This is a genomic window from Gardnerella sp. DNF01198P, assembly GCF_049244165.1.
Taxonomy (GTDB): Bacteria; Actinomycetota; Actinomycetes; order Actinomycetales; family Bifidobacteriaceae; genus Bifidobacterium; species Bifidobacterium swidsinskii.
On sequence record NZ_CP058382.1, the window covers coordinates 605,414 to 630,473 of the forward strand.

Genomic DNA, 25,060 nt, shown 5'->3' on the forward strand with positions numbered 1-25,060 from the left:
ATTTATTATCTTCTGTTTTATCGTTTCTAGTTTTATTTTCGTTAGCTTTATTATTGCTGGCTTTGGTGCTATTTTCTAAATCATTTTGATTAGTGAGATTGGCAGGGGGGGGGTAGTTGTTTTTATGTTATTTGTATCAGTACTAGCAGCGTAAGCTGTTTGGCTCATGCATACTGCGCAAGCTGCTGTGGCAATACCCATCATGGTTGAAGTCAGAATTATTTTCGCTGCCTTATTCATAAAACACCCAACTCTCTAATCAACTACCTAATCAGCTATCTAACTAGATACCTAAATAAATTTATTTTATTTTATTTCGAAATATACAATAAATATATTGTAAATTCGAAATTTGCATGTTACATTATAATGTTTTTGATAAAAAATAAAAGTGTTTATCGATAATTTTATCAATAAACACTTTTGCGTTTCGAAATACTTAATCTCTATTAAATATTCAACTAAATATTTAGCTAAATAATATGAGATATTTAGTATCTAATCTTAAGAAATCTGCTAAATAAACTGCGATATTACAATGCCTGCAACCATAAGCGGAATGTTGAAAATAAGGAATGTTGGAACGCAAGTATCCCAAATGTGACTGTGCTGTCCGTCCGCATTTAAGCCGGCAGTAGGCCCGAGCGTGGTGTCGGAAGCAGGGGAGCCTGCGTCTCCAAGAGCTGCAGCGGAAGACATAAGAAGAATCGTTGCAGGAGTGCTAAAACCAATGCTCTGGCAAAGAGGTACGAACAAAACCGCAAGAATAGGAACCGTGCCAAACGAAGTGCCAATGCCCATAGTCACAAGCAAACCAATAAGCGTAATAACAAATGCGGCAACAAGTTTGTTCTGTCCCATAGAAGCTACGCCAAAGTTTACAAGCTCCTCAACTCCTCCTGTCGCTTGGATCACGTTAGCATATCCGCCCGCAATGAGCATCACAAATGCAATAAGACCCATGAGTTTTACGCCGCCAGTAAGCTGCTTGTCGATGTCGTTCCACTTTATTGCGCCAAAGATAATCATCGTTGCAAGACCTGCAAGAGAAGAAAGTGAAAGATCTTTACTAATAATTTGCACTACTACAACAACAATAATTGCGAGAATAGTCACATAATGGCGTAAATTAAGAGGTCCGACAACAGCGTCAGCAGCACGAGTATCAGCTTCGGTGGTTTCGTATTCGCGAGGCTTGCGATAGAGCACAAATACGGCAAATAGCAAAGCTGCTAGCATTGCAGCACCCAAATACCAGTTCACAGCGCTAACGTCCGCAACGCTAACTTTCATGCCATTTTTAGAAAGATTCGTAGCAATAACAGTCTGGAAAATAAGACCAAAGCCAAACGGAATAGCAATATATGGAACCTCAAGACCAAAAGCAGTACAGCATGCTGCAGCTCGACGGTCAAGCTTCATCTTATTCATAACTCTCAAAATAGGCGGAATAAGAATAGGAATATAAGCAATATGAACCGGCACAATATTTTGAGACATGCATGCAATAATAGTTAGTACCGCAAGTAGAGCGTACTTTTTCATGCCAATAATTGAGCTAATTTTTTTAGAAATAATTTGAGCTAAGCCTGTTGCGGTAATTGCTTCCGCAAAAGTTCCAAGAAGAATGTAGGCTAAAGCGGTTTGTGAGTTGGTGGAGAAACCGTCGCAAAGCAAAGCCATAATTGTGTGATTTCCGTCACCAAAAAGAGGAAGATGACCGGCAATGCCACCTGCAATGCAAGCTATAATCATTGCTAGCAAAACATTAAGTTTTGCAAGACTAAGCGCGCATAGCACTACAACCGACACAATAACCGGATTAAATATGATATTTAAAATTTGCAAACCTAGCATGCCGTTCACCCCTTCAAATGCTTGAATGTTAATGTATTGTTTGAAGCAATACGTTTTATTTCGTATTGCTTACGCTTGTATTTTTGCATATGTATTCTTACATATGTATTTCTTACATTTAGTAATTAAAGACAATATAGCATGGAAGTGTTTACAACTTGTTTCTTAAGTGAATATAAAATATAAACAATTAAATAAAAAAATTAGTGTAACTCAACAATTGTTTGCACAAAAGAGTATTCTAAATGATTAGTGGTGAAGAATTGATAAATCACCAAATGTTCGGTTTTACACCGTTTTATTGCAGTATTGCAACGTGAGTTTACTGCTGAAAAGTGGCGATAAAGCAATGCGAAAATTAAAAATTGTTTTGCTAATTGTGAAGATCTAAAAATAAGCAGTAAACAATAAACAACAAACTGAAAAACTAAAAAACTGAAAATAAGTTATTTAGAGTATTTAGAGTAAGGAGGAATGCCTGGCGCTCTAAGTAAAAAGGATATTACGACATATCTTAATTACAAGCGTCAAACATGCAAATTATGAAAGATAGTAAAACACTTTTAGAAGCTAAAGAATTAGGCTTACAAATATTTAGAAGAACACCATTTTGGGACGTATCGTTAAAAGTAGAGCCTCATCAAATCGTTGCAATATCAGGTGAACACGGCTCTGGAAAATCAGCTTTGCTGCTTGCACTGTCTGGTTATATGAAATTTACGAACGGAACTCTTACTATTGCGGACTCAACTCTTCCTAACGATTTTAAAAAATCACGTAAATATGTGGGATTGGGATTATTCAACGGAATTAACGAATTCTACAAAATGCAAACAATAGAAGAAGCTTTGATGAGTGAGCTAAAACTCGCATCATCTTCGCCACTATTTCGCGAACAGTATAAAAATGATGTAAAAAATCGCGAAGCATTGCGCCAATACGCGTACAATCTTCTTGCTCAATGGAAAGTATTTTCTCCTCACAAAACAGCAATAGGAGAGTTGACTCCGTGCGAGCGCATGCGTTTGGCAATTGCGTTGGCATTATTAAAGCAACCGTGGCTGCTATTTGTTGATGGAATTGAGACGGAGCTTACTAGTGAGCAACGCGAATGCTTACTTTCCGATATTCGCGAATATGTTAGCAAAAACTACTGCTCCTGCCTTGTTGGAGTTTTGCAAAGTGAGTTAGAAAAGCAAGCGGATCAAGTCTTAAGACTTATGCCAAATAATGAGAAAACAGAAAATTCTCATACTGATTCTCAACTTGCTACAAGTGAAGCAAACGGTGGTGAAAACAATGCACGTTAGTACTATTGCTCTTGCATTTCGTGAGATTAACAATACGATGAAAGGAAAAGCTCGAAAGCTTGTTATTGGAACCGTAGCTTTGATTCCACTTTTATACGGATCGCTTTACTTATGGGCATTTACAAATCCTTATAAGACTTTGGATACTGTGCCTGTGGCTGTTGTTGTTGAAGACAATGGCGCTATGATTAACGGCAAAATGCGAAACATTGGAAACGAAATCAAAACTCGTTTAAAGAATCAAAAAGACGGTAGTGAAGGTTTCCAATGGAATTTTGTAAATAGTGCTGAAGCAAATAAGGGCCTTAAAAATGGCAACTATTTTATGGTAGCAACTATTCCAGCTTCCTTCAGTAAGTGCATTGCTTCCGCGCAATACGATACTCCAACTAAAGCAAAACTTCACGTAAAGTACGATCAAGCAAGCAATATGCTGGCTTCACAAATTGGTAAAACTGCTTTCCGCACTATGCGTACTGAGATTAGCGAGGCGATTGCTCAAGAGTATTGGGAGCACATGTTTGCGAAAGTTAATTCAGCTTCCGATTCTCTTGGTGCTGCTGCAAACGGTGCTGGAGCATTGCATGAAGGTTCAAAGTCTTTGCAAGGCGGAATAAATAAGCTTGCAGATGGGTCGAATAAACTTTCGCAATCTTTGCAAAAACTTCAAGGCGGATTAGGGGAGCTTCAAAAAGGCGCGAATATGCTAACTGAAGCCAATGCTCGCAGCAAAGAAGGAGCTCAATATCTTGCACAAAAAACGCAAGATTTAGCAAACGGAGCCCAACAGTTAAGCGAAGGAACGCAAAGGCTATCGGCAGCGACAAGCGAATTCTATGAAGGAGCTCAAAAGCTTGCAGCTTCAAGCAACGAATTAGAAGAACATGTTAAAGCTGGAAACGCTGAAACAAAAGCACAAATTACTGGTCTTCTTATGCAAGCGCAAAACCCAGCAGTAACAAAGGAAGACGTGCTTGCTAATTTGCAAAGATTGGCAGAAGGATTAGGTGAAAATTCTAATCTTCTAGAAACAAATCTTTCTGCTTTAAGCGCTGGAGCAGACAAGCTTTCTGCAGGGAGCTTGCAAATAAAGGGCGGTGCTGACGCTCTTATGCAAGGCATGGAGAAAGTTAATGTTGGTTCAGATAAGTTAGTTGCTGGCACAAATAAGCTTGCTGACGGTTTGGCTCAAGTAAGTAACGGTAGCGAGAAACTAAATAGTGGCGTGAATGAAGCTGCACAAGGTTCTGCGAAAATAGTGAACGGTTCTGATCAGCTTAATTCCGGCGCTAAGAAGCTATCTGATAACACTCCAAAGCTTGTTGATGGTACTAAGAAATTGCATGACGGGCTTAAAGATGCTCAAAAGTCTGGAAAAGTAAACGGTATTGTTCAAAAAAGTAAGATGATGAGCGCACCAGTTTCCTTGGAGGAGCACGAGTATTCGCACGTTGAAAACTATGGAACTGGTTTTGCTCCTTACTTTATTTCTATCGCCCTTTGGGTTGGTGCTCTTATGACAACATTCGTTTTGAGAGTTATGGATAGGCGAGCGATACTAAACGGCATGAATCCGCTTAAAAGCGCGCTTATTAGCTTGACGCCGTTTGTGATTATGGGCGTTTCGCAAGCGATTATTCTTATGGGCGTTGTTCAAGGAGCGTTGAAGTTGCAAATCGATAATGTTGGTGCATTCTACGCGCTGGGGATTATAGCGTCAATAGTCTTTATGGCTATAATGCAAATGATTATGGTGGTGTTCCGCATGCCAGGGCGAATAGTTGCGATTGTGCTACTTATGTTGCAAATCACAAGCTCTGCAGGAACGTTCCCAGTACAAATGACGCCGGCATTCTTTAGAGCTGTTCACCCATATTTGCCAATGACGTACTCGATTATGGGGTTGCGTCAAGCAATGTCTGGAAAGAACAGTGGTGAAATAGTTTCAGGCATTGGAATGCTTGTGCTTTTCGGCGTTATTGCGATTGCCATAACAAGCATTGCCTTTCGCATGAAGCGTACTGTAAAAATGTTTGATTTGCATCCTGTAATAACGCTTGATGCATAAGCGTTCATGCAGGCGCGATAATTAAAATCCCCGCAGCTCTTGTTGGTTGCGGGGATTTTTTAGTGAATTTTGTTTAATTTAGTTACTTTATAAATACGTTATCCGACTTTAGAAAGTAGACGCGTAGACTTCGGCAATGGCGGCTTCGTCCATATGCATGTAGGAGTTCTTCAAAAGTCGCTGCTGCTCTTTGACAACGCTTGCAGCCCAACTTTGAATCATATCCTCGGTCATGCCATACTCGTGAAGCTTGTGCTTAGGAAGAATCGTGTTAAGAACTTCGTCAAGCTTATTTAATACGTCTGTTTTCTGGCATTCAAGAATATTTGCCATAAAGTCAAAAAGCTTAGAAAGCTCAGTGTTTTCTGCGTTATTCTCGTCGTGCTTAGCATAGTATCGCAAAACGCTTGTAAGAAGAGCTGCATTCGTTTCGCCGTGAGCCACGTGGAAAGTTCCACCAAGCGGATAAGCCATCGCGTGAACGCAACCGCAGCCAGCGTTACCAAACGCAATGCCAGCGTAAAGACTTGCCGAAACCAAGTCGCTTACAACTTTGCTTTTTGCGCTGCTGCCTTCTTTAACAACTCGCATATAACTTTGCAAAATAAGTCCGCAAGCCTTGTAACTAAACATTTTTGTAAGCTCGGTTGCAATAGGAGAAAGTGCGGACTCAATCGAATGCGTAAGAGCGTCAATAGAGCTGGTTGCAAAAACGTAATCAGGCAGGCTCTTTAACAATTCTGGAATAAGAACAGCGTCCGTAGCATAGCAAGCATCGTTCGCCAAACCCTTCTTGGTATTGCGCTTAGTAAGCGAGAACACCGCAACGTTCGTAACTTCGGAGCCAGTGCCGCAAGTAGTTGGAACAAGAATAAGATCCGCGCCTTTTTGTGCAGGAATCTTGCCGTCAACCAAGTCTTCAAGCGGGCTTGTTTGCTTCAATGCACAAACCTTCGAAATATCCAAAACAGTGCCGCCGCCAATGCCAATCACGCGCTTTGGAGTTGTGTGAATGTCACTAACGATTGCATCAACCATTGCGTCGCTCGGCTCACCCTTGCCGTATTTCTCTTGGAAAATCACGTCGCAATCAAGATTCAAATCGCCAAAATAAGGCTCCCAAATGTACTGGTTTGTAATAACCAAATCGCCCTTGCTGAGCTTGAATTCTTGCGCGAAGTCGCGTGCGTTCTCGAACTTATGAATAGTTGGTTTAATAGAAAGCTGCTTCATCCTAGACTCCTTTGTTTTAATCTGCATGTCTTATGCTAATAGTGCGCGTTTTGTGCGCTCTTTTGTGCGCGGATGATTAAAAAACCAAGCAACTGCTCCATTATAGAACAGATTGCTTGGTTTAATAAATGCGATTTAAGCTAATCAGAAAAAGTGATTCAGCCTAAGCTAATCAGCAAAGTTTAATCATCCCTTCAACAAAGCCGTGTAAGCAGCCATCGTAATGTAGTTGTATGGCTGGTTGAAGTGAGGCATGAAGAAGATGTCGCACAAAGCAAGCTCCTTAATCGTGACTTTCTTTTGAATAGCTAGCGAGAACAGGTGAATTGCGGCAGACATATCGTAGTTAGAAGCCAATTGGCAACCAACAATAACCTTCGTATCCTTCTTGTAAACGATGCGAATCTTCACCTTTGGATTCTCAACTTCCATAAACGCAGGCTTTTGAGTATCCTCAAAATCAACGTAGTTAACGTCCATGCCCTCTTTTTGAGCGGCAGTCAAACTCAAGCCGGTGCAAACAAGCTTGTAGTCGTAGATCATCATTGCGCTAGAGCCTTGCACGCCCTCGGTTTCTACAGGAGTTCCGCAAATGTTGTGACCTGCAATCAAGCCGCTTCGAACTGCGTTAGTAGCGAGCGCAATGTAGTTTACGCGGTCTCGAGCGTTGTCGTAGATTGTAGCGCAGTCGCCGATTGCGTACACGTCTGGATCGGAAGTTTGCTGCTTCTTGTCAACAAGGAAAGCGCCGTTAGCATACTGCTTTAAGTGGTCTTTGCCGAGCGCAACGTTTGGGTGGAAGCCAATAGCGCAAATCACCATGTCGGCTTCGTAAGTGCCTTTGCTTGTTTTAACAGCCTTGACTTCAGTGTCTCCAACAATTTCTTCAACAGTTTGACCAAGTTCAAACTTAATGCCTTTATTCTCCATAATTTGCTTCAAATTATCGGAAAACTCTGGGTCAAAGTAGCCGTTAAGAATATGGTCTTCCATGTCAATAAGAGTTACGTTCTTGCCAAGTCGCTTAAAAGCTTCCGCAAGTTCCACACCAATGTAGCCGCCGCCAAGAACCACAACATTACGGAAATCACGCTCTTGGAGCTTAGCAATAACAGTTTGAGCATTCTGGAAAAGCTTTACCATTTGCACGTTTTCCAAGTCGATGCCTTTAATACGCGGCTTGTTTGGAAGGCTGCCGGTGGCAAGAACCAGCTTGTCGTAAGAATCGTGAATAACAGTGCCGTCTTTAAGCTCGACTGTTACTTCTTTCTTTGCGTAATCAATGTCTAAAACTTTACTTTCAAGATTTACCTTAGCGCCTTTTTTAACAAAATCTTCTGGCTTCTGGTAGAACAGTCCGTCGCTGCTTTGAATTTGCTTGCCAATCCACAAAGCCATGCCGCAGCCAAGGAAGGAAATATTGCTATTCTGATCGTAAATGGTAAGCTCGTTTCCTGGGTAGCTCAAAATTGTGTTAGCGCAGGCAGTGCCGGCATGATTTGCGCCAATCTGAATGATCTTCGTCATCGGTAATCTCTTTTCGTCGTTGAATTCTGTTGAAATTATTGTATGTGCTTCAACTGCTTTGTTTAATTCACACTACTGCGCGAATGCACATCCAATGCACAATACTATTACACGAATGCGAGTCTTACCAATTTTGATTTTGTGCGTGTTGTGAGGGAGTTGTGTGGTTATTTCACAATATGACTATCACTAATCTTTTTGCGAACATGAATTACGTAGTAGAATCCTGAAGTTTGTATACAGTTTATATACAGTGACATTCACATATGTACAGTTTTTTGTGATGCGTTTTAATGTTTTAATAAAGTGATATTCGTGTGAAGGGGTATTGTGATGCGTATTTTGATTACTGGTTTTACGCCATTTGATAATGAGTCTATAAATCCGTCGTGGGAGATTGCGCAATCAGTGCATGCGCCTGAGGGTGTGGAACTTGTTCGTTTACATATCCCTACGGAATTTAACAAGGGTGCGCAAGAAGTTATTGAAAAAATAGAGGAAGTTCACCCTAATGCCGTGCTTTCGTTAGGACAATTTGGTGGTTCTGCTTGTTTTAACGTTGAGTATGTTGGCATTAACTGTAGAGCTGCGCGTATACCGGATAATAGTGGGTATAAGCCTTGGTATGAGCCTGTTGTGCAGGATGGTGATGTGGCTTATAAAGCGACTTTGCCAGTTGTGAACATAGTTGATGCTTTAAATAAAGCAAAATTGCCGGCGTCTGTGTCTTTTTCTGCTGGCGCGTACGTGTGTAATGACGTGCTTTACAGTGTTTGTCATTATTGCCAGACTAAAAAATTGCCGATTAAGAGTGGTTTTATTCACGTTCCATATTTGCCTGAGCAGATTCTTGATAAGCCTACTACGAGTTCTATGAGTTTAGTTGATATGCTTCGAGGTATTGAAGTTGCGCTGCAAGTAATTGCGGATGATTGCAAGTGATTGCAGATTAATCGCCAGCAAATCTTTAATTTGTAAGTAATTGCTAATAATTAGTATGCAGTATTTATTCTCTACGCTCGCTCAAGAACGCGTTCAATAGCGTTATTTTGCGAAAGAAGATACACGCAATACTGGTTCATGCTTATGCCTTCTGCTTGAGATTGCTCAGCCAATTGCCTGTGTAATTCTTTAGGGAGACGCAGTTTGAATTGACCAGAATAGTCATTCAGCTCATGGTAAGACGGCTCTTTTATGTTGATTTTGCTTTCAAGAGCTGCTTCAATCCAAGCGTGTTTAGCGTCCTGTGCATTTGCTGCTGCTTCCTGTTCGGAGTCTCCCGAACTTATGCATCCTGGCAAATCAGGGTAGTAGGACACAAATCCGCCTTCATCTGGATCTTTTACAATCTCCAGCTTGTATGGGAGTGACATGTAGTAGCTGAGTCTTTTATTTGTTAGTGTTTTGGACTTATTTTTGTGAGAGATATTTTTGCTAGATTTATTTGTTTTAGTCATATTTGATTTTATATTCTGATGATTTTTTGAAAGTTTTATAAGAGTATAAGTGGTGTTACATGTGGTGTCAATGGTTGAGTTATTTTTGCTATACTTTAATTCTCTATACTCTAATTTTAATTAGTGGAATCTTAGTTTATAAGTCAAAGAGTCTATATATCTGAATTTAAGTGGAAGTCAATTGGTGAATTATATCAATGATTTACAAATATTTATGCTTCAGAGCTCTAGAAGAATTAAAAAATTAATTAACAAAAGTGTAGAAGATTATCATCTTATGCTAGATGAGCTTACAGAGAATAAACTATTTAAACAACATATGAGCAAATGAACAGGTGAAGCAACTAAGACATTTAATTGGGAAGTTTATAAGTTTATTCATCTAAATGCAGTAGTGAATTTTAAAGTATTTGGAACTAAAATCGTGCAACAGAAGAAATTAGTTTTATAAATTTAATTTGTTTATCAACCTATAGAAGAAGAATCTTTTTATTTGATAATACAACATAGATAAAATATAAAATCATAGATTATTTATAATACTATAAAAGTAAAAGAAAAATTCGTTGATATAAGAACAGTGTATTGAGTAATAGTGCGAAAATAAATTAAAATGAGATAATCTAATTCTAAAAGTGTAAGATGTGAATTAGATATGCTTGGCAAGATGAATAAACAAATGAATTTTATTAGAGGATAGTATATATGATAGGTTACTATTATTGTTCTTTAAGCACATTTTTGAATATTATTAAGAATAAATCTATTTATCTTTCAGATCCACTAAAAATGAATGATAATTTAGAAATAAAATGGTATATTGATAAACTAAATGATGAAAGAAACAATTCAAATGACGGATTTAAAGCATCAGGATCGCTTTACCATGGGATGACAAATCGTTCGTGTCTAGATTTTACATGCGAAGAATTAATGCAAATACTAGAATCTAAAGGACAGAACAGCGTATATATTTGCTGTTTTTCTGAAGAATCAGATATGTTAAGTCAGTGGAAAGGATATGCCGATGATGGAAAAGGAGTTTCAATAGGATTTAATTTAGAAAAATTGACAAAATTCGATAATTTATTGTTTAAAAAAGTAATTTATACGGATAGTCTGGTTCATGATGATATAGAAAGTGATGTTGAATGTGTAGCAGACACAATAAATACGGTGATTAGTGAGCAAAATATTACAAAGAGAGAAGAAAAAATAGAGGTGTTTTTACATGAATTAATTCCTGAACTTGTGAAATATAAAAATCCTGCTTTTGCTGAAGAAAAAGAAATACGCCTTATTTATTGTGACGATTTGAAATTTGAAAAGATAGTTAACAATCATGATGCTTTTACTGAAAGATTGTCTTTAAAATCATTAGAACATGATTTTAGAATTATTGGGAATGATAACATTACTGAGTTTGTTAAACTAAACTTTACTCCAGATATTATAGAAAAAATATGTATTGGTCCAAAATGTTTATTGAATAAGAGTGATGTTAGAAATATTACTAAGAAATTATTGGGAATAGAAATTAGCACTATAGAATCAAAATGTAGCTACAGATAACAAAATGGGAGGATTTAGTTTGTAGAGCCTGCGTATGCGTTGAACTGCATCTCTGAATTTGAACTAAAAGTACCAATTTGGGAGGTGTAGTTTCATTATGATTAAATACAGCAAGGAGACTCAGCAAAAGTAGCAGAACTACTTGAAAAGGGGTAGGATAATCGGTCGATAATGTTGAAACTTGCCAAACCACCACTTATGTTGAAGGTGTGGTATAAAAGTCTTATGTTTTCTAAACGCGCTATTACCATTTTTGCGGCTGCTGTCGTAACTGCTTTAACGTTGGGTACGTTGAGTGCTTGCGAGCCGCAGGGTAAAGCCGTTGGTAGCACTGGTCGCGCTGGAGACATAATTCACGACGGCATAGATATTAATGACATCCATTTGCTGGTCATTGGTTCAAAATTAGCTGCGCTTGATGACGAAGTTATGAAGCATTGTAAAACGTCAAAATTGAGTGCTTCTTATGTGCCGCTATCAAATGTTGTTAATCCTAACGAAGCTGCTCAGCAAGCTATTCGCGCTGCAAGCGAGCAACCTGTTTCATTAATACTTATAGACGCGCTCGACGTAACAGGCGTTGACGACCTGCATAATGATAATAATCAACCTAATATAAAAGAGAATAACAAGCTTAATAACAGCACTCGCAATAAACAAAACGAAAGCAAAGCATGGATTTCTGCGCTGCAATACGTGCGTTACGCTGGAGTGCCAGTTGCGTTAATAAATCCTGTAAAAGCACCAAAAGACGCAACTTTATACGCAGCTACTTTGTATTTTGATAGCGATGGAAGTGGAATTGGAAAAAATATTCATGAATCTTATTTATCAAAAAATAGCGAATCTTTAAACAATAAAAGCAATAAATCAAAATTTGAGCGTTCGTCTTTGCTAAGCATCGTTCGAGCAATAATCGACAATACACCGCATAGTAGGGAAGTGATTATAAATGACAAATAACGAACAAAACGCAATGGCATCTACAGAAATTAGCAAAAATAACGCTATTGCGGTGCTTCCTAAAGTAGAAGTTTCTGGTTTGAGCACAGAAGAAGTTGCAGAGGCAGTCTCTCGCGGAGATGTGAATATTACTTCTAAGCAGACTTCTCGCTCTTTAATGGATATTGTGCGCGCGAACGTGTTTACATTGTTTAACGCGATTATTTTCACAGCAATGGTTGTTGTGCTTGCCACTGGTTCGTGGAAGGATGCTGTTTTTGGTGTGGTAATTCTGGTAAATACTGGAATTGGCATTGTGACTGAATTAAAAGCAAAGCGCACTTTGGATAGGCTTTCTATACTTGTGGCGTCTTACGCAATGGTTCGTAGAGGCGGAGAAAATATTGAGATTGCGCACAAAGATATTGTGCTTGGAGATATTTTGTGGCTTAGGGCTGGTGAACAAGTTCCTGCAGATGTAGAAGTGCTGGAATCGTGGGGCTTAGAAATGGACGAGTCCATGCTCACGGGCGAGTCTGCTACAGTTCGAAAAGCAAAAGGTGATAACGTTTATTCCGGATCTACTGCAGTTTCTGGAATGGCTTTAACGCGTGTTACTGCCGTAGGAGAGCACAGTTATGCGGCAAAATTGGCGGCGCAAGCGAAAGTTTATACCAAAACAATTTCCGACTTAAGCCGTGGAATTAACACGATTTTGAAGTATATGACGATGGTTGTGGTGCCTTTGTGTGTGCTGCTTGTGTGGTCGCAAATGCACAAGGTTGGCGGATTTGTTGAAGCTTGGCAGACTGGTGCTTGGAGGGGAGCTGTTGTTTCTGCTGTTGCAGGCGTTGTTGGCATGATTCCAGAAGGATTGGTTCTTCTTACTTCGCTTAATTTTGCGGTGGCTGCTATGCGGCTTGCTCGTAAGCAAACGTTAGTTCAGGAGTTGGAATCTGTAGAAACTTTAGCGCGCGTAGACTGCTTGAATCTGGACAAAACTGGCACTATAACCGACGGTGGTATTGCATTCGTTGGCGTGGAAAATCTAGATAATAGTGGTGCCGAAATATCTTTGCAGACCAACTTGCAAACCAATCAAGCTTTATTCGACTTATCAAATGAAGAAAATCCGAACGCAACAGGTGTTGCGATTATGGAAGGGCTTGGCTCTAAAGGAGTTGCAGCTAGCCAGCATGTATCTAACCGTCTTCCATTCTCTTCTGCTAGAAAGTGGAGTGCGGTGCAATATGCGAAAAGCAGCGGAGAACATGAAACTTGGTATATGGGTGCTCCGGAAGTATTGCTAAGCGCGATTAATTATGCAAATTCTAATGAACTTTTAGCGAAAGTTAATTCTTATGCGGAGCAAGGTGAGCGCGTGCTGCTGCTTGCAAAAGTAAGTAGCGAAAGTAGCAGCGTAAGTAGCGTAACAGAAACAGATAAAACTTTTGGTGATTCTCCAACTATTTGCGTAAATGCTCATCCTATTGCTTTAGTTCGCTGCTCTGAGCGTATTCGTGATGATGCTCGCAAAACGCTTAAATGGTTCCGTGAGCAGGGTGTGCGTTGCCGCGTAATTTCGGGAGATAACCCTACAACAGTTGCGGCTGTTGCTGCAAAAGTTGGCTTAACAGGAGATCGCAAGCCTGCTGCAATGGACGCTAGAAAATTGCCAGAAGATATTAACGAATTGGCTAAAGTGCTTGAAAATGTGGATGTGCTTGGGCGCGTGCTTCCTCATCAAAAGAAAGCGATTGTTCAGGCGCTTCACACTCAAGGTCATGTTGTTGCTATGACTGGTGATGGCGTGAACGATACTTTGGCTCTTAAAGAAGCTGATTTGGGCGTTGCTATGGGCAATGCTGCTCCTGCTGCAAAAGCTGTAGCTCAAGTGGTTCTTGTTGATTCACGATTCTCGCATTTGCCGGATGTTGTGGCTCGCGGTAGGCAAGTGATGGCAAATATGGAACGTGTGGCTGGCTTATTCCTTGTAAAAACTGTTTATTCTGCGCTTATTTCTGCAGGAGTTGTGCTTCTAGCGTTGCACTTCCCGTATTTGCCTCGTCACATTACTTATATTGGTTCTTTAACTATTGGTATTCCAGCATTTTTGCTCGCTTTAGCACCTAATACTCGTCGATACATTCCAGGTTTCTTGAAGCGAGTTGTTCGTTTTGCTGTTCCTAGCGGATTTGCTATAGCTGCTTCTGTGCTCGCTACTGCTGTTATAGCTCCGCGAGTTTTGGGATTAAATCTTGACGATGTTGTTGCAAATAATTTGATAGCATCTCGTTTTATTGTCTCAAACGTGCAAGCTTTGGTAACTACTCGCAGTATTTGTTCCGTAATCGTATTTGTTCTCGGCATACTCGTGCTTGCAAGCGTTGCCAAGCCGTTGCGCTCGTGGAGAGGAATTATGGTTGCGCTATTTGCTGCAGCTGGAGTTGCTGGAGCTTTTATACCGTTTACTGCAAAATTCTTCGAAATTCACGTGCCGACTGCAGGAAGCGCGTTTACTGTAATGCTTATAGCTGTTGTTTTAGCTGTAATCTTATGGTTTGTGTGCGTGAGTTTAGCAAACTTGTTATCTAAACAAAGTAAGAAGTGAACAATCTAACATATTTCTCATGTAATTAGTGTGTCGACGTGAGCTTAATGATGCTTACAATAGATACGTGTTTAGTATTTTAGAGATGTTTTCAGTAGGCGTTGGTCCTAGTTCATCACATACAGTAGGTCCTATGCGAGCTGCGTGTTCGTTTGTTTCATCGCTTAAAAAAAGTGGTAGTCTTGCAAACGTTGCGCACGTAAGTGTGACTCTTTACGGATCACTGTCTTTAACAGGTCTTGGTCATGGCACTGATCGCGCTTGCGTTGCAGGTCTTGAAGGAAATCTTCCAGATAATGTAGACACTGATCATATGCTTACTATTCGTCAGGAATGCAAAAAAACTGGCACTTTAACGCTCGCAGGTGAACATACTATTGCTTTTGATTACGATAAGGACGTAATTTTTGAAAAATGGATGCGAATGGTTGTTCGTCCTAATGGAATGCGTTTTGTTGCAACTGATTCTGACGGAAATAAAATCGATGAGCAAGTTTGGTATTCAATTGGCGGCGGATTTATTCGTCAAGGGTGTGCAGATGATGCAATGGTTGGCTTGCATGAGCGTGTTACTGAGCAAGATGAAAATAATGCCAATAAGAATGGTGTAAGCGAGAATAATAGCGAAAGTAATAGCGAAAGTAATAACGGAAATAGTAGTGATAATGCTGCAAGCTCCTCAAATCAAACAAAAGATTCCACTGTACCTTATCCTTTTACTTCATGCGACGAGCTTATAAATATTTGCCGAGAAAAGTATATGTCAATAAGCGATGTTGTGTGGCAAAACGAGCTTGCATTGCATGAAGGTGATGCTGACTACGTGCGCAACTATTTGCTGCATGTTTGGAAAGTTATGAGTAAATGTGTAGAAAACGGATGCAACTCAAAGCAACCGATTTTGCCAGGAGGTCTTGATGTGCCTCGCAGAGCTCCTCACATGTATGAGCGTTTGGCTGCAAATTCAGACATGCTTCGTAACAATCGTCGTCGTTCGGATGCTGCTTTAGAAAGTTCAGACTCTGCGTGGGTTAATCTTTTTGCGCTCGCTGTTAGTGAAGAGAATGCTGGTGGTGGGCGTATTGTTACTGCTCCAACGAATGGTTCTGCAGGAATTATTCCTGCAGTATTGCAGTATTATTGGCGATTTGTTGATTCTGCTAATGAAGATGGAGTTGTGCGATTCTTGCTTGCTGCAGGTGCTGTTGGTTACTTATTTAAACGAAATGCTTCAATTTCTGGAGCTGAAGTTGGTTGTCAAGGAGAGGTTGGTTCTGCTTGTTCGATGGCTGCTGCAGGATTGTGCGAAGTGTTGGGAGGGACCCCGGAACAGGTTGAAAATGCTGCAGAAATCGGTATAGAACACCATTTGGGATTAACTTGCGATCCTGTAGGCGGTTTGGTACAAATTCCTTGTATTGAGCGCAATGCTATGGCTGCAAATACAGCAATTAATGCTGTTCGAATGGCAATGCTTGGAGATGGCTCGCACATGGTAAGCCTTGACAAAGCGATTAAGACTATGAAAGAAACTGGTCATGACATGATGTCTAAATATCGCGAAACCTCAAAAGGTGGGCTAGCTGTAAACGTTGTTGAGTGCTAATTTGCTAATATTTTTGCATTAATTCGTTGATGTTTTGAGATTAATTTTTGCTAAGTTATACACAATGCGTATATTTCATGTACATACGTAACGTTTCAGTGCTAATCTAGGACAGGTTAATCTAGGAAGTGTTAGTCTAAACTGCATTTATTCGAATGTGCATTTACTTAAATGTACTATTTAAAATGCGCTGCTTTAGTAATGCAGGATGGTTAAAAGCTGTCTGTGTAGATGTTATACTGTTCAGATTATACTGTTTGGAGTTTGTAAAGGAGGAAATATGGCACAAGATATGCCAGAAGTGATTGCAGAATTTGGCACTACGCCAACGGTGACGTTCCCTGAATCTGAACCGCCAGCAGGCCTTAAAGTTGTTGAATTAGTTGAAGGTAATGGTCCTGTAGTTCGTGCAGGTGACACTGTAACTGTGAATTATCATGGTGTGGTTTGGGGTAGCGACAAGCCATTTGATTCAAGCTTTGCTCGTCATACTCCAGCTAGTTTTGGTATTGGTGTCGGTCAAGTGATTCAGGGCTGGGATCGTACTGTTCCAGGTCATAATGTTGGATCTCGTTTGTTGATTTCTATTCCTCCAGAGTATGGTTATGGCTCTCGTGGCATACCGCAAGCCGGTATTGGCGGCGGAGACACGTTGGTATTTGTTGTTGATATTATTTCAACTCGTTGATAGAAGAGCGTGAATTTTATTTACGAACGCATAGTTTTTATTTTTAGAGATTGTTGTATAAGGAGGTAGCAATGGCTGAAGAAAAAACTATTTTACTTACGCAGGAAGCGTATGACAAACTAAAAGAAGAGTTAGCACATCGTGAAGGTGAGTATCGAGAAGAAATCACTGAGCGTATTGCTGCAGCTCGTGCTGAAGGTGATTTGTCTGAAAATGGTGGTTATCAGGCTGCTCGTGAAGAGCAAGGAAAGAATGAAGGTCGCATTAATGAGCTTATTGTAAAGCTTCGTAATGCGAAGATTCTTGAAGCACCGAAGGATGGCACTGTTGGCAATGGTTCTTTGGTTACTCTTGAGCTTGCAGGTCGAGAAATGACTTATGTTCTTGGTTCTCGCGATATTGCTGTAGCTACGGATTATGACGTTATTAGCCCGGAATCTCCAATTGGGGCAGCTATTATGGGTGCTCATGCTGGTGATACTGTTAGCTATGCAGCTCCAAATGGACGTGAAATTTCAGTGACAATTAAGGATTCGCATCCACTTGCGTAAGTTGCGTAAGTTACATGATTTTCATAATCTGCATAAGTTGATTTTATAAATATTATTCTCCCCACTTAGTCCATATTTTGAAATAAGTGGGGAGAATATTTTTTGAGGGGTTGGTGGGTAAGTTCTATTATATTTTTCGCAAAACTGTAACAACTTTTCCCATAATAGTTGCGTGTGATCCGTCAATAGGAGAGTAAGCCGGATTATGTGGAATAAGCCATACGTGACCGTGGTCATTTCTGAAAGTTTTAACAGTTGCTTCGTTATCTAACAGTGCTGCAACAATGTCTCCATTTACAGCCTCATGCTGCTCTCTAACTACTACATAATCGCCATCGCAAATAGCGGCGTCAATCATCGAATCGCCGTGTACTTCAAGCATAAAAAGATTTCCTGTACCTGTAAGACGTTCTGGCAATCGCATTACATCTTCAATATGCTGTTCTGCTGTTATTGGAGCTCCTGCTGCGATTCTTCCCACTAGAGGAACATCTCTAGAATTTATAACAGAATCAGATTCGTATGCGCTAATATTGGCAACTCTTGAAGAATTTTTATTAATTTTGTTATTTGAATTCTTTTCAACAATTGAATTATCAAGAATTTCAATAGCGCGACCTTTATTTGCATTAATTCGCAAAATCCCTTTATCTTCAAGTGTTCGCAATTGATGTTTCACAGAAGATGGGCTTCTAAGTCCAACTGCTTCTCCGATTTCGCGGAAAGAAGGAGGGAATCCATGAATTTTTATATTGTTTTGGATGGCATTGATAATATTGCGTTGGCGGTCAGTAAGTGACATTGCGCTAATATCGCTAGCATTAATGCCATTGTTATCGTTATTTGTGCCATCGTTATTCATGGTGCTCCTTTCGCTTTTACTATTTTAACGCACTTTCTTAAAAAAATCAAACATCTGTTCGACACGCCGTTGCAACTATCGAACAAATGTGTCATTATTAATACATCTGTTCGATAGAACAAATGTTCAGTCGATTAAGGAAGGAGAAAGGATAATTATGAGTACGTCATTAATTAGAAGTGGCAGGGAAGTTAGAGTAGGTATGCAAGAAAATACTTATTTGATTCGTAAACGCTGCGTTTCTAATAAGCATGCGCGCAAAACTAGAGTTTTTCGTGTAACTGTACTTTTGATGACAGCAATAACATTCTGTACATTGTTTATGCCAAAGACTGCTGTTTCTGCAATACCTGAAAGAGTTGTTACATATACAGTTCGTCCTGGAGATACGTTATGGAATTATGCTGCTACTATTACTCCTAAAAACGGTGATATATCAGATAATGTAGAGCGTTTAATGGCTTTAAATCATCTTTCTTCTGAAGATTTGGTTATCGGACAGTCTATTAATGTTCCATTAAATGATGCTCAATAGTTGATTGAGTGCAAATAGTATGAAAATGGGGGAAATATGAGAAGGGAAAATATTACTATATTTGAAATTGAAACTGATGAGCTAAGTTTTACTGAAAATGATGATGTAATATTCAGTGTGTTTTATGGAGTATTTCGGATTATGGACAATAAAATCGTATAATATTCGGAAATATTTGAATAAAGTGAATAATATTATGTAGTTTTTCGCTATTTTTTAGTATGCTGAATATATGCATTGTCCTTTTTGTAAGAATTCTGATACGAAAGTTATAGATACTCGTATCAGTGAAGATGGTTACTCTATTCGCCGTAGACGTGAATGCCAAGTTTGTGGTAATCGATTTACTACGGTGGAAACAACTCAGTTGCTTGTAATGAAGCGTTCAGGCTCTATTGAACCTTTTGATCGGGCAAAAGTTGTTGCCGGTGTTAGCAAAGCATGTCAAGGACGTCCCATTAATGCTGAAGCGTTAAAGACAATTGGTATGCGAGTAGAAGCTGATTTGCGAGCACGAGGTTTAGCGCAAGTTACATCTGAAGAAGTTGGCAAAGCTATTCTTAAGCCATTGCGTGAATTAGATGAAGTTGCATATCTTCGTTTTGCAAGTGTGTACCAAAACTTCGCAGGTCTTGAAGATTTTGAACATGCCATTGAAGATTTAAAGCGCAGTAAAACAGAAAAATAATAATTTTATCGATTATTGTTACAGAATATCTATTCCCTGCGCTTTTGCATTATTTTGAGTTCTATTTCTCAAAATTTGCGTCATCTGCAGTGCGTATTATATGCAATTTTTGAGTTGGTCTAGTCATTGCAACATATAGATTGGCTGCAGCAGTTAGTCTAGATGCTGCTTCCTGCTCAATCTGAGAAGGTTGCAACACTATGACAGCGTCATATTCAAGACCTTTTACTTCCTCAGCTGTGCAAACGCTGCATTGGCAATCATCGGCATTTTGTTTGTTTAACTGATTCCATAATTTTTCAGGTAATGCATGTTCTAATGCTTGATTTACAACCTTTTTAGCATGGCTAACCATACTGTTAGGAGTAATGATTGCAATACGACCACTACCATCATCAGAGACAAATTTTTCGAATAGTTTTGTACAAGATTCTGCAAGTGCAGTATCGAGTTCATCTTGTGATTCAACCGTTTGTGATACGAGTGAATCAGGTACTGAGCGAACTGCATGAACAGTAGAAATGTATAATCCTGAATCTGTTGCAACTTTGCTTGCTGCTTCAGAAACTTCACTAGGATTTCGATAATTAATTGTTAACTCGTAAAGATCCCAATTTGGTTCTCCAAATAGAGAATTCATATTCTTCTGCCATCTGTGAGTTCCTCCGAGCGCAGAAGTTTGTGCAACATCGCCAACAATAGTAAAGGAGCGTGAAGGACAACGACGAATAAGCATTCTCCAATCCATTGCTGTAAGCTCTTGAGCTTCATCGACAACTACGTGACCATATGTCCACTCGCGGTCAGAAGCTGCTTTACGGGCAAGCATTCCTGCATCGTCGCCTTGCAGATTATCAAGAAGCATATCGGCAGTTACTATGCCATTTCCAATACCAGCTTGTGCTAAAGTGTCAGCTGCAAATTGTTGTTCTTCAAGTTTTTTTGCTTGTGCTGCAGATCTTTGAGCGTCAAGTTTTGGATCAGGACCGAGCAATTCCATAGCTTCATCAAGTAATGGAATATCAGAACGAGTAAGCGGGCTGCCCTTTGGTCTAGTAAGTGAGTTAATGTCTTCGTCGCTTAACCAAGGTGCGTATGTGCGTAATTTGTCAGGTTTAGCAAAAAGTTGGTCAATGAGCCATTCTCCAGTCATAGGTAACCATGCAAGATTTAAAGTAATGCGCAGTTTATCGTCAAGACGAAGTTGAGAAGTTATATCGTTTAATTCAGCTTGATCTGGAACATAATCAAGTTTTTCCAAATAACGATTTTTCAATATGCTGAGCACGGTTTTTATAAAAGTATTTCGTGCCTGGTTATGCGGCTGGTGAGTCCGTTGAGCATCTGATTGAGCTATCTCAATATCTTCTTTTAGAAGAGGAATACTAAATCCTCCAACATGAATTGTTGGAAGATTTTTAGGAACGCGAATACGAGCGGCAATTGCATTCGCAATAACTGTTCGCATACGATACATTCCTTTTAATTTTGCTGCGTATGGAGAATCTTCATCTGTAGCACAAATTCCAGGAATTAAGTCGGAAATAGTTCTACTTACTACACCTGTTTCACCAAGAGAAGGGAGTACTTGATCAATATAACGCAAGAATGCCGAACTTGGACCAACAATAAGAACTCCTGAACGCTCAAGTTTGCGCCTGTGAGTGTATAACAAATAGGCTGCTCTGTGCAAAGCAACAGCTGTTTTTCCTGTGCCAGGACCTCCCTGTACAACAATAGTGTGATCAAGAGGAGCGCGAATAATTCGATCTTGTTCTGCTTGAATAGTGGCAACAATATCAGTCATTTTGCCGGTTCTGCGAGAACCTAAAGATGCGAGCAGTGCTCCTTCACCAGTAAGAGTACCTTGTTGTGAAGCTTTTCCTATTTCATCAGAATGTATGTCAAGTACTTCATCTTCAACACCAATAACGTCTCTGAAACGGAGTGTAATATGACGACGCATAACAATATCGCCATGATGCGAAGGGGTTGCCTCATAAAAAGGTCGTGCAGCTTCAGCGCGCCAATCTGTAAGAATAGGATCATGGTTTTCGCTAAGCAAACCAATGCGACCAATGTATCGCCTAATGCCTTCTGTGTTATCAAGTCTTCCAAAAACAAGACGATCTTCAACAGCTCGTAATTGTGTAAGACGATCTTCGTACATGGTTGCGAATGAGTCGCGCTCTGTGCGCTGTGTTGGTGAACCGTGCGAACCTGACGCGCGCACAGCGTCTAAGCGCGCGCGAATAGTACTACGCAAATCATCTAGACGGCTATAAGCTCGGTCAACAGCTTGTTGTTCTTCGCTAAGTTGTGAGGAATAGGTAGACATACGCTTCCATTCTTCGTAAAATCTGCAGCCAAATCAAAGCCAATTTTTAGGCATTTAAGTGTATCTCGAGGCATAAACCACTGATTTATTTCGTGTTGTAATCTAAATTAAAACAAGCTAAAAGCTTAGCGAATAATTGCGTTTTATTTTGCCGCAAAAATATAATCTAAACATATGTTTATAAGGGTTGATTTTGAATTATAGAGAGATAGAATTCTTGAGTTGTGAAGCATAAAACGATGAGGTTGACGCCTACTAGTTTGTTGCAACTTAGAAATAAACAGAATGGCTTACTGCATCACTGTTGATGTAGCGAGTTTGTAATCAGAAAGGTAGTTCACATGAAGAAGCTTATTCTTGATTTGGATACTGGTGTTGATGATACCTTAGCAATTTCTTATGCTCTTGGTAGCCCTGAGGTTGAGCTGATCGGTATTACTGGTACGTATGGCAACGTTTTAATGGAACAGGGCGTTCGTAATGCTCTTGCTATAACAGATTTATTTGGACATCCAGAAGTTAAAGTGTATCGTGGTTTGCCGCATGCGAGCAAGAAAGATTCGTTTGAAGTTCTGCCTATTTCTGCATTCATTCACGGTGACAATGGTATTGGCGATGTTGTTATTCCAGATTCAAAGCGTGAAGCTGAGTCTGAGCCAGCTGTTGATTTCATAATTGATTCAGTTAAGACTTATGGCAAGGATCTTATTTATGTTCCAACTGGTCCTATGACAAATATTGCTGCTGCATTGCATAAGGCTCCAGAAATCAAAGATGAAATTGGTAAGATTGTTCTTATGGGCGGTGCTCTTACAATTCATGGAAATGTAACTCCTTGGATGGAAGCAAATATTTCCCAAGATCCAGATGCAGCAGACGTCCTATTCCGTTCTGGCGCCCCTGTAACAATGGTCGGTTTGGATGTGACTTTGCAAACCTTGCTTACCTATAAGGAAACGCAACAGTGGCGTGACCTTGGTACAAAGGCTGGCAAGTTCCTTGCAGATATGACCGATTTTTACATTAAGGCATATGAAACAACGGCTCCACACCTTGGTGGCTGCGGTTTGCACGATCCGTTGGCTGTTGCAGTTGCTGTTGACCCAACGCTTGTTACAACTCTACCAATCAACATGCAGGTAGATGTTGAAGGCCCAACTCGTGGACGCACAATTGGTGATGTTACGCGCTTGAATGACCCTGTTAAAACAATGCAAGTTGCTGTTGGTGTTGATGTTCCACGATTCTTGAACGAGTTTATGACGCGCATTTCTGGCTTGGCAAAAATCGCTGGATGAGTGTGGATTTTACGAGTTTTAGCTCCGCTTTTTGTTGTTCGACACGCCGTAAATCGCAACATTTTCCGCAATATACGACGTGCCTTATTTACCAATGTAGAAACTAAAAATATTAATTGATTGGATTATTATGACTGAGATTGCAAAATTTAGCGCGGTAGACCCATACGAGGATCCAAAAACCCGCGACAAAGTGGCGATTTACTCGCTAATTTTACTTCTTATAACCTTTATTCTTGGAACATTGTGTTTGCAAGGATTTAATCTGGTATTCGATCAGATTGGTAAAGCTGTTGGTGCTCCTAATCAAGCTTCTCTTATTACGAGTTTGCCAATTATTGTTTTAGGCATTGTGTGCTTTATTTACGGCTCTTTGGGTGACTTTGTGTCGCTTCGTAGACTCATAACAATCGGACTTGTAACACTGTTTGTTGGATCCTTGTTCGGTTTTATTGCAAACTTCTTCTTCACTCCAAACTTGTGGACTGTTATTATTGCGCGTATTTTACAAACCGCTGGCGAGCAGGTAGCAGGTTCTTCCTTCCTTGTTATTGCAACTAAGTATTTGCGCAACGATCTTAAGGTAATTTTCTTTGGACTCTTTACTGCAGCTTATCAGCTTTCTGCTTCTATTGGCGTTTTTGCTGCTGGTGCTCTTAGCTCTATTGCTTGGCAGTATTTGTTCTTGATTCCTGCAATTACTATTCTGTTCTTGCCAGTTCTTGTTAAGTGCTTGCCTACAAAGAATGGTATTGGTGGGAAGATAGATAAGCTTGGCTTTACAGTGTTTGGTATTGCTGTTGCATTGCTGACTTTGTTCTTCTCGTACAAGGCATGGGGATTGTTGCTTGGATCCATCGTGCTGTTTGTTGTGTTTGCTGGCTATATTATGAAGGCAAAGAACCCGTTTGTAACTCCTGCATTCTTTAAGAATAAGCGTTGGCTTTCGGGCATTGTCTTAATATTCATCTTCTACTTTACTAACTATTGCATGCCTCCAATTTACAATGTTATTGGTGGAGCTTTGTATCATATGAGCACTGAGGCAGTTTCTTCCTACCTTGTATGGGCATTCGTTGTAGCAGCAGTGTTTGGAACATGCTCTGGAACAATTATCGGTTTCATTGGACGTAAAGCTGGCATTATTATAGCTGCTGTTCTTATGATTCTTGGATGGGTTGGAGCTGCTGTATTCATCAATTGCGGATTCCTTGTTCTAACTTTGTGCGCATGCGTTTACTACGCTGGTTGCGGACTTATGTATTCGCCAATCGTTTCAACGGTTCTTAGCGCATTGCCTGTTGAAGAATCGGGTCGTGGATGCGGTATGAATGATTTAGTTATGAATGTTACAGCATCAATCGGTATTTCCATTTTCAGCGGTTTCTTTGGCGGAAACTTGCTAAAAGGATTCTCTTTTGCTGGAATCCAAGGCTTAGGTGCAGGTTATTCTAACTTGCTTATGATGGGCGCTATTGTAGCCTTTATTGGCTTAGTAGTTTACATTGCTCGTAGTCTTATGGTTAAGGAGTAGGCGATATTTGTTAGTGGCCACTAGCTTGCAGTCGTGTTGGGCTGATTGGTTAGTGGCCATTTTTGTATTACTTTGCTTGCACGCTATCAAATCTTTTTCATGCGCTGAATACTAATCTTTTGATATTGTATTGGTGAGGCTTATTTTTAATGATTATTTAAATTAATTAGCGTTATAGCCAAAATCCTTACTTTTTAATACTTCTTTCCACCATGATTCTCTGCCTAAAACAAACTTATCATCAACTTTCGCATTAAAAATTAAATCTGTAGTAAGTGAGTCTTTGTTGTTTTTGTTAAATATAGAAGCAGTCAATTTGTAATCTTTAACCAATTGTGCCAAAAATTAGACATTTGAGTGTACCTCGACGCTTATACACCGAG

The 25,060-nt window shown here is 39.9% G+C and carries 20 protein-coding genes; 13 read left to right on the forward strand and 7 right to left on the reverse strand.

All coding sequences use genetic code 11. The features are described 5' to 3' along the window. Positions 1–516 precede the first annotated feature (516 nt). Complete coding sequence (locus HXT44_RS02735; protein WP_421783103.1) at positions 517–1,857, reverse strand: Na+/H+ antiporter family protein; 1,341 nt, start codon at positions 1,855–1,857, stop codon at positions 517–519. A 533-nt stretch (positions 1,858–2,390) separates the two neighbouring features. On the opposite strand from HXT44_RS02735, the gene HXT44_RS02740 reads away from it, so the two are divergent. Both HXT44_RS02740 and HXT44_RS02745 read left to right on the forward strand, forming a co-directional pair. Then, complete coding sequence (locus HXT44_RS02740) at positions 2,391–3,167, forward strand: ATP-binding cassette domain-containing protein (protein ID WP_004110838.1); 777 nt, start codon at positions 2,391–2,393, stop codon at positions 3,165–3,167. Then, positions 3,157–5,235: a YhgE/Pip family protein gene (locus HXT44_RS02745; protein WP_421783105.1), complete on the forward strand. Its 2,079-nt coding sequence runs from the start codon at positions 3,157–3,159 to the stop codon at positions 5,233–5,235. The genes HXT44_RS02740 and HXT44_RS02745 overlap by 11 nt, the downstream gene beginning before the upstream one ends. Positions 5,236–5,343: 108 nt before the next feature. Here the strand turns inward: HXT44_RS02745 and HXT44_RS02750 are convergent, their stop codons facing one another. Both HXT44_RS02750 and nox read right to left on the reverse strand, forming a co-directional pair. Continuing rightward, the gene (locus tag HXT44_RS02750) at positions 5,344–6,468 is read right to left on the reverse strand and encodes a 4-hydroxybutyrate dehydrogenase (RefSeq protein WP_116431793.1); all 1,125 of its coding nucleotides are present in this window, start codon (positions 6,466–6,468) and stop codon (positions 5,344–5,346) included. A 186-nt stretch (positions 6,469–6,654) separates the two neighbouring features. Beyond that, complete coding sequence (gene nox / locus HXT44_RS02755) at positions 6,655–7,995, reverse strand: H2O-forming NADH oxidase (protein WP_116440580.1); 1,341 nt, start codon at positions 7,993–7,995, stop codon at positions 6,655–6,657. Between the two features lie 333 nt (positions 7,996–8,328). Between nox and HXT44_RS02760 the strand changes: the two genes are divergently transcribed. After that, the gene (locus HXT44_RS02760; RefSeq protein WP_421783205.1) at positions 8,329–8,937 is read left to right on the forward strand and encodes a pyroglutamyl-peptidase I; all 609 of its coding nucleotides are present in this window, start codon (positions 8,329–8,331) and stop codon (positions 8,935–8,937) included. A gap of 71 nt (positions 8,938–9,008) precedes the next feature. Here HXT44_RS02760 and HXT44_RS02765 read toward each other — a convergent pair whose 3' ends face one another. Next, complete coding sequence (locus tag HXT44_RS02765; RefSeq protein WP_248893247.1) at positions 9,009–9,452, reverse strand: toxin-antitoxin system HicB family antitoxin; 444 nt, start codon at positions 9,450–9,452, stop codon at positions 9,009–9,011. A 705-nt stretch (positions 9,453–10,157) separates the two neighbouring features. Here HXT44_RS02765 and HXT44_RS02770 point away from each other — a divergent pair. The 6 genes from HXT44_RS02770 to HXT44_RS02795 all read left to right on the forward strand — a co-directional run bounded on the left by HXT44_RS02770 (position 10,158) and on the right by HXT44_RS02795 (position 17,422). Beyond that, complete coding sequence (locus HXT44_RS02770; RefSeq protein WP_421783107.1) at positions 10,158–11,024, forward strand: DUF2971 domain-containing protein; 867 nt, start codon at positions 10,158–10,160, stop codon at positions 11,022–11,024. Between the two features lie 225 nt (positions 11,025–11,249). Then, complete coding sequence (locus HXT44_RS02775; RefSeq protein WP_004110825.1) at positions 11,250–11,987, forward strand: hypothetical protein; 738 nt, start codon at positions 11,250–11,252, stop codon at positions 11,985–11,987. Continuing rightward, positions 11,977–14,577 (forward strand): HAD-IC family P-type ATPase, encoded by a 2,601-nt coding sequence (locus HXT44_RS02780; protein ID WP_421783108.1) that lies wholly within the window; start codon positions 11,977–11,979, stop codon positions 14,575–14,577. The genes HXT44_RS02775 and HXT44_RS02780 overlap by 11 nt, the downstream gene beginning before the upstream one ends. 85 nt (positions 14,578–14,662) lie before the next feature. Beyond that, positions 14,663–16,183, forward strand: coding sequence for an L-serine ammonia-lyase (locus HXT44_RS02785; RefSeq protein WP_421783110.1), 1,521 nt, complete (start codon positions 14,663–14,665; stop codon positions 16,181–16,183). A 280-nt stretch (positions 16,184–16,463) separates the two neighbouring features. After that, entirely contained in the window at positions 16,464–16,871 is a 408-nt protein-coding gene (locus tag HXT44_RS02790; protein ID WP_004107148.1) for an FKBP-type peptidyl-prolyl cis-trans isomerase, read from the forward strand. Between the two features lie 71 nt (positions 16,872–16,942). Next, positions 16,943–17,422 (forward strand): GreA/GreB family elongation factor, encoded by a 480-nt coding sequence (locus HXT44_RS02795; protein ID WP_004110818.1) that lies wholly within the window; start codon positions 16,943–16,945, stop codon positions 17,420–17,422. Positions 17,423–17,549: 127 nt separating this feature from the next. On the opposite strand, the gene lexA is transcribed toward HXT44_RS02795, so the two are convergent. Next, positions 17,550–18,224: a transcriptional repressor LexA gene (gene lexA / locus HXT44_RS02800; RefSeq protein ID WP_102155756.1), complete on the reverse strand. Its 675-nt coding sequence runs from the start codon at positions 18,222–18,224 to the stop codon at positions 17,550–17,552. A gap of 217 nt (positions 18,225–18,441) precedes the next feature. Here lexA and HXT44_RS02805 point away from each other — a divergent pair, with 217 nt between their 5' ends. Then, on the forward strand, positions 18,442–18,819 hold the full coding sequence (locus tag HXT44_RS02805) for a LysM peptidoglycan-binding domain-containing protein (RefSeq protein WP_012914030.1): 378 nt from the start codon (positions 18,442–18,444) through the stop codon (positions 18,817–18,819). A gap of 232 nt (positions 18,820–19,051) precedes the next feature. Then, entirely contained in the window at positions 19,052–19,507 is a 456-nt protein-coding gene (nrdR, locus tag HXT44_RS02810; RefSeq protein WP_012914031.1) for a transcriptional regulator NrdR, read from the forward strand. 61 nt (positions 19,508–19,568) lie between these two features. On the opposite strand, the gene HXT44_RS02815 is transcribed toward nrdR, so the two are convergent. After that, positions 19,569–21,845, reverse strand: a complete 2,277-nt coding sequence (locus tag HXT44_RS02815) for a HelD family protein (RefSeq protein ID WP_421783112.1) — start codon at positions 21,843–21,845, stop codon at positions 19,569–19,571. 341 nt (positions 21,846–22,186) lie between these two features. On the opposite strand from HXT44_RS02815, the gene HXT44_RS02820 reads away from it, so the two are divergent. Together HXT44_RS02820 and HXT44_RS02825 are read left to right on the forward strand one after the other, a co-directional pair. Beyond that, positions 22,187–23,143: a nucleoside hydrolase gene (locus HXT44_RS02820; protein ID WP_076002774.1), complete on the forward strand. Its 957-nt coding sequence runs from the start codon at positions 22,187–22,189 to the stop codon at positions 23,141–23,143. 130 nt (positions 23,144–23,273) lie between these two features. Continuing rightward, positions 23,274–24,677 (forward strand): MFS transporter, encoded by a 1,404-nt coding sequence (locus HXT44_RS02825; RefSeq protein WP_012914034.1) that lies wholly within the window; start codon positions 23,274–23,276, stop codon positions 24,675–24,677. A 162-nt stretch (positions 24,678–24,839) separates the two neighbouring features. Here the strand turns inward: HXT44_RS02825 and HXT44_RS02830 are convergent, their stop codons facing one another. Further along, on the reverse strand, positions 24,840–24,992 hold the full coding sequence (locus HXT44_RS02830; protein ID WP_410311154.1) for a hypothetical protein: 153 nt from the start codon (positions 24,990–24,992) through the stop codon (positions 24,840–24,842). Positions 24,993–25,060 lie beyond the last annotated feature (68 nt).

Excerpts from the sequence above, each read along its gene's own strand:
- HXT44_RS02735 (WP_421783103.1), bottom strand. The coding sequence starts at position 1,857 with ATGCTAGGTTTGCAAATTTTAAATATCATATTTAATCCGGTTATTGTG.
- HXT44_RS02740 (WP_004110838.1), top strand. The coding sequence starts at position 2,391 with ATGCAAATTATGAAAGATAGTAAAACACTTTTAGAAGCTAAAGAATTA.
- HXT44_RS02745 (WP_421783105.1), top strand. The coding sequence starts at position 3,157 with ATGCACGTTAGTACTATTGCTCTTGCATTTCGTGAGATTAACAATACG.
- HXT44_RS02750 (WP_116431793.1), bottom strand. The coding sequence starts at position 6,468 with ATGAAGCAGCTTTCTATTAAACCAACTATTCATAAGTTCGAGAACGCA.
- nox (WP_116440580.1), bottom strand. The coding sequence starts at position 7,995 with ATGACGAAGATCATTCAGATTGGCGCAAATCATGCCGGCACTGCCTGC.
- HXT44_RS02760 (WP_421783205.1), top strand. The coding sequence starts at position 8,329 with ATGCGTATTTTGATTACTGGTTTTACGCCATTTGATAATGAGTCTATA.
- HXT44_RS02765 (WP_248893247.1), bottom strand. The coding sequence starts at position 9,452 with ATGACTAAAACAAATAAATCTAGCAAAAATATCTCTCACAAAAATAAG.
- HXT44_RS02770 (WP_421783107.1), top strand. The coding sequence starts at position 10,158 with ATGATAGGTTACTATTATTGTTCTTTAAGCACATTTTTGAATATTATT.
- HXT44_RS02775 (WP_004110825.1), top strand. The coding sequence starts at position 11,250 with ATGTTTTCTAAACGCGCTATTACCATTTTTGCGGCTGCTGTCGTAACT.
- HXT44_RS02780 (WP_421783108.1), top strand. The coding sequence starts at position 11,977 with ATGACAAATAACGAACAAAACGCAATGGCATCTACAGAAATTAGCAAA.
- HXT44_RS02785 (WP_421783110.1), top strand. The coding sequence starts at position 14,663 with ATGTTTTCAGTAGGCGTTGGTCCTAGTTCATCACATACAGTAGGTCCT.
- HXT44_RS02790 (WP_004107148.1), top strand. The coding sequence starts at position 16,464 with ATGGCACAAGATATGCCAGAAGTGATTGCAGAATTTGGCACTACGCCA.
- HXT44_RS02795 (WP_004110818.1), top strand. The coding sequence starts at position 16,943 with ATGGCTGAAGAAAAAACTATTTTACTTACGCAGGAAGCGTATGACAAA.
- lexA (WP_102155756.1), bottom strand. The coding sequence starts at position 18,224 with ATGTCACTTACTGACCGCCAACGCAATATTATCAATGCCATCCAAAAC.
- HXT44_RS02805 (WP_012914030.1), top strand. The coding sequence starts at position 18,442 with ATGAGTACGTCATTAATTAGAAGTGGCAGGGAAGTTAGAGTAGGTATG.
- nrdR (WP_012914031.1), top strand. The coding sequence starts at position 19,052 with ATGCATTGTCCTTTTTGTAAGAATTCTGATACGAAAGTTATAGATACT.
- HXT44_RS02815 (WP_421783112.1), bottom strand. The coding sequence starts at position 21,845 with ATGTCTACCTATTCCTCACAACTTAGCGAAGAACAACAAGCTGTTGAC.
- HXT44_RS02820 (WP_076002774.1), top strand. The coding sequence starts at position 22,187 with ATGAAGAAGCTTATTCTTGATTTGGATACTGGTGTTGATGATACCTTA.
- HXT44_RS02825 (WP_012914034.1), top strand. The coding sequence starts at position 23,274 with ATGACTGAGATTGCAAAATTTAGCGCGGTAGACCCATACGAGGATCCA.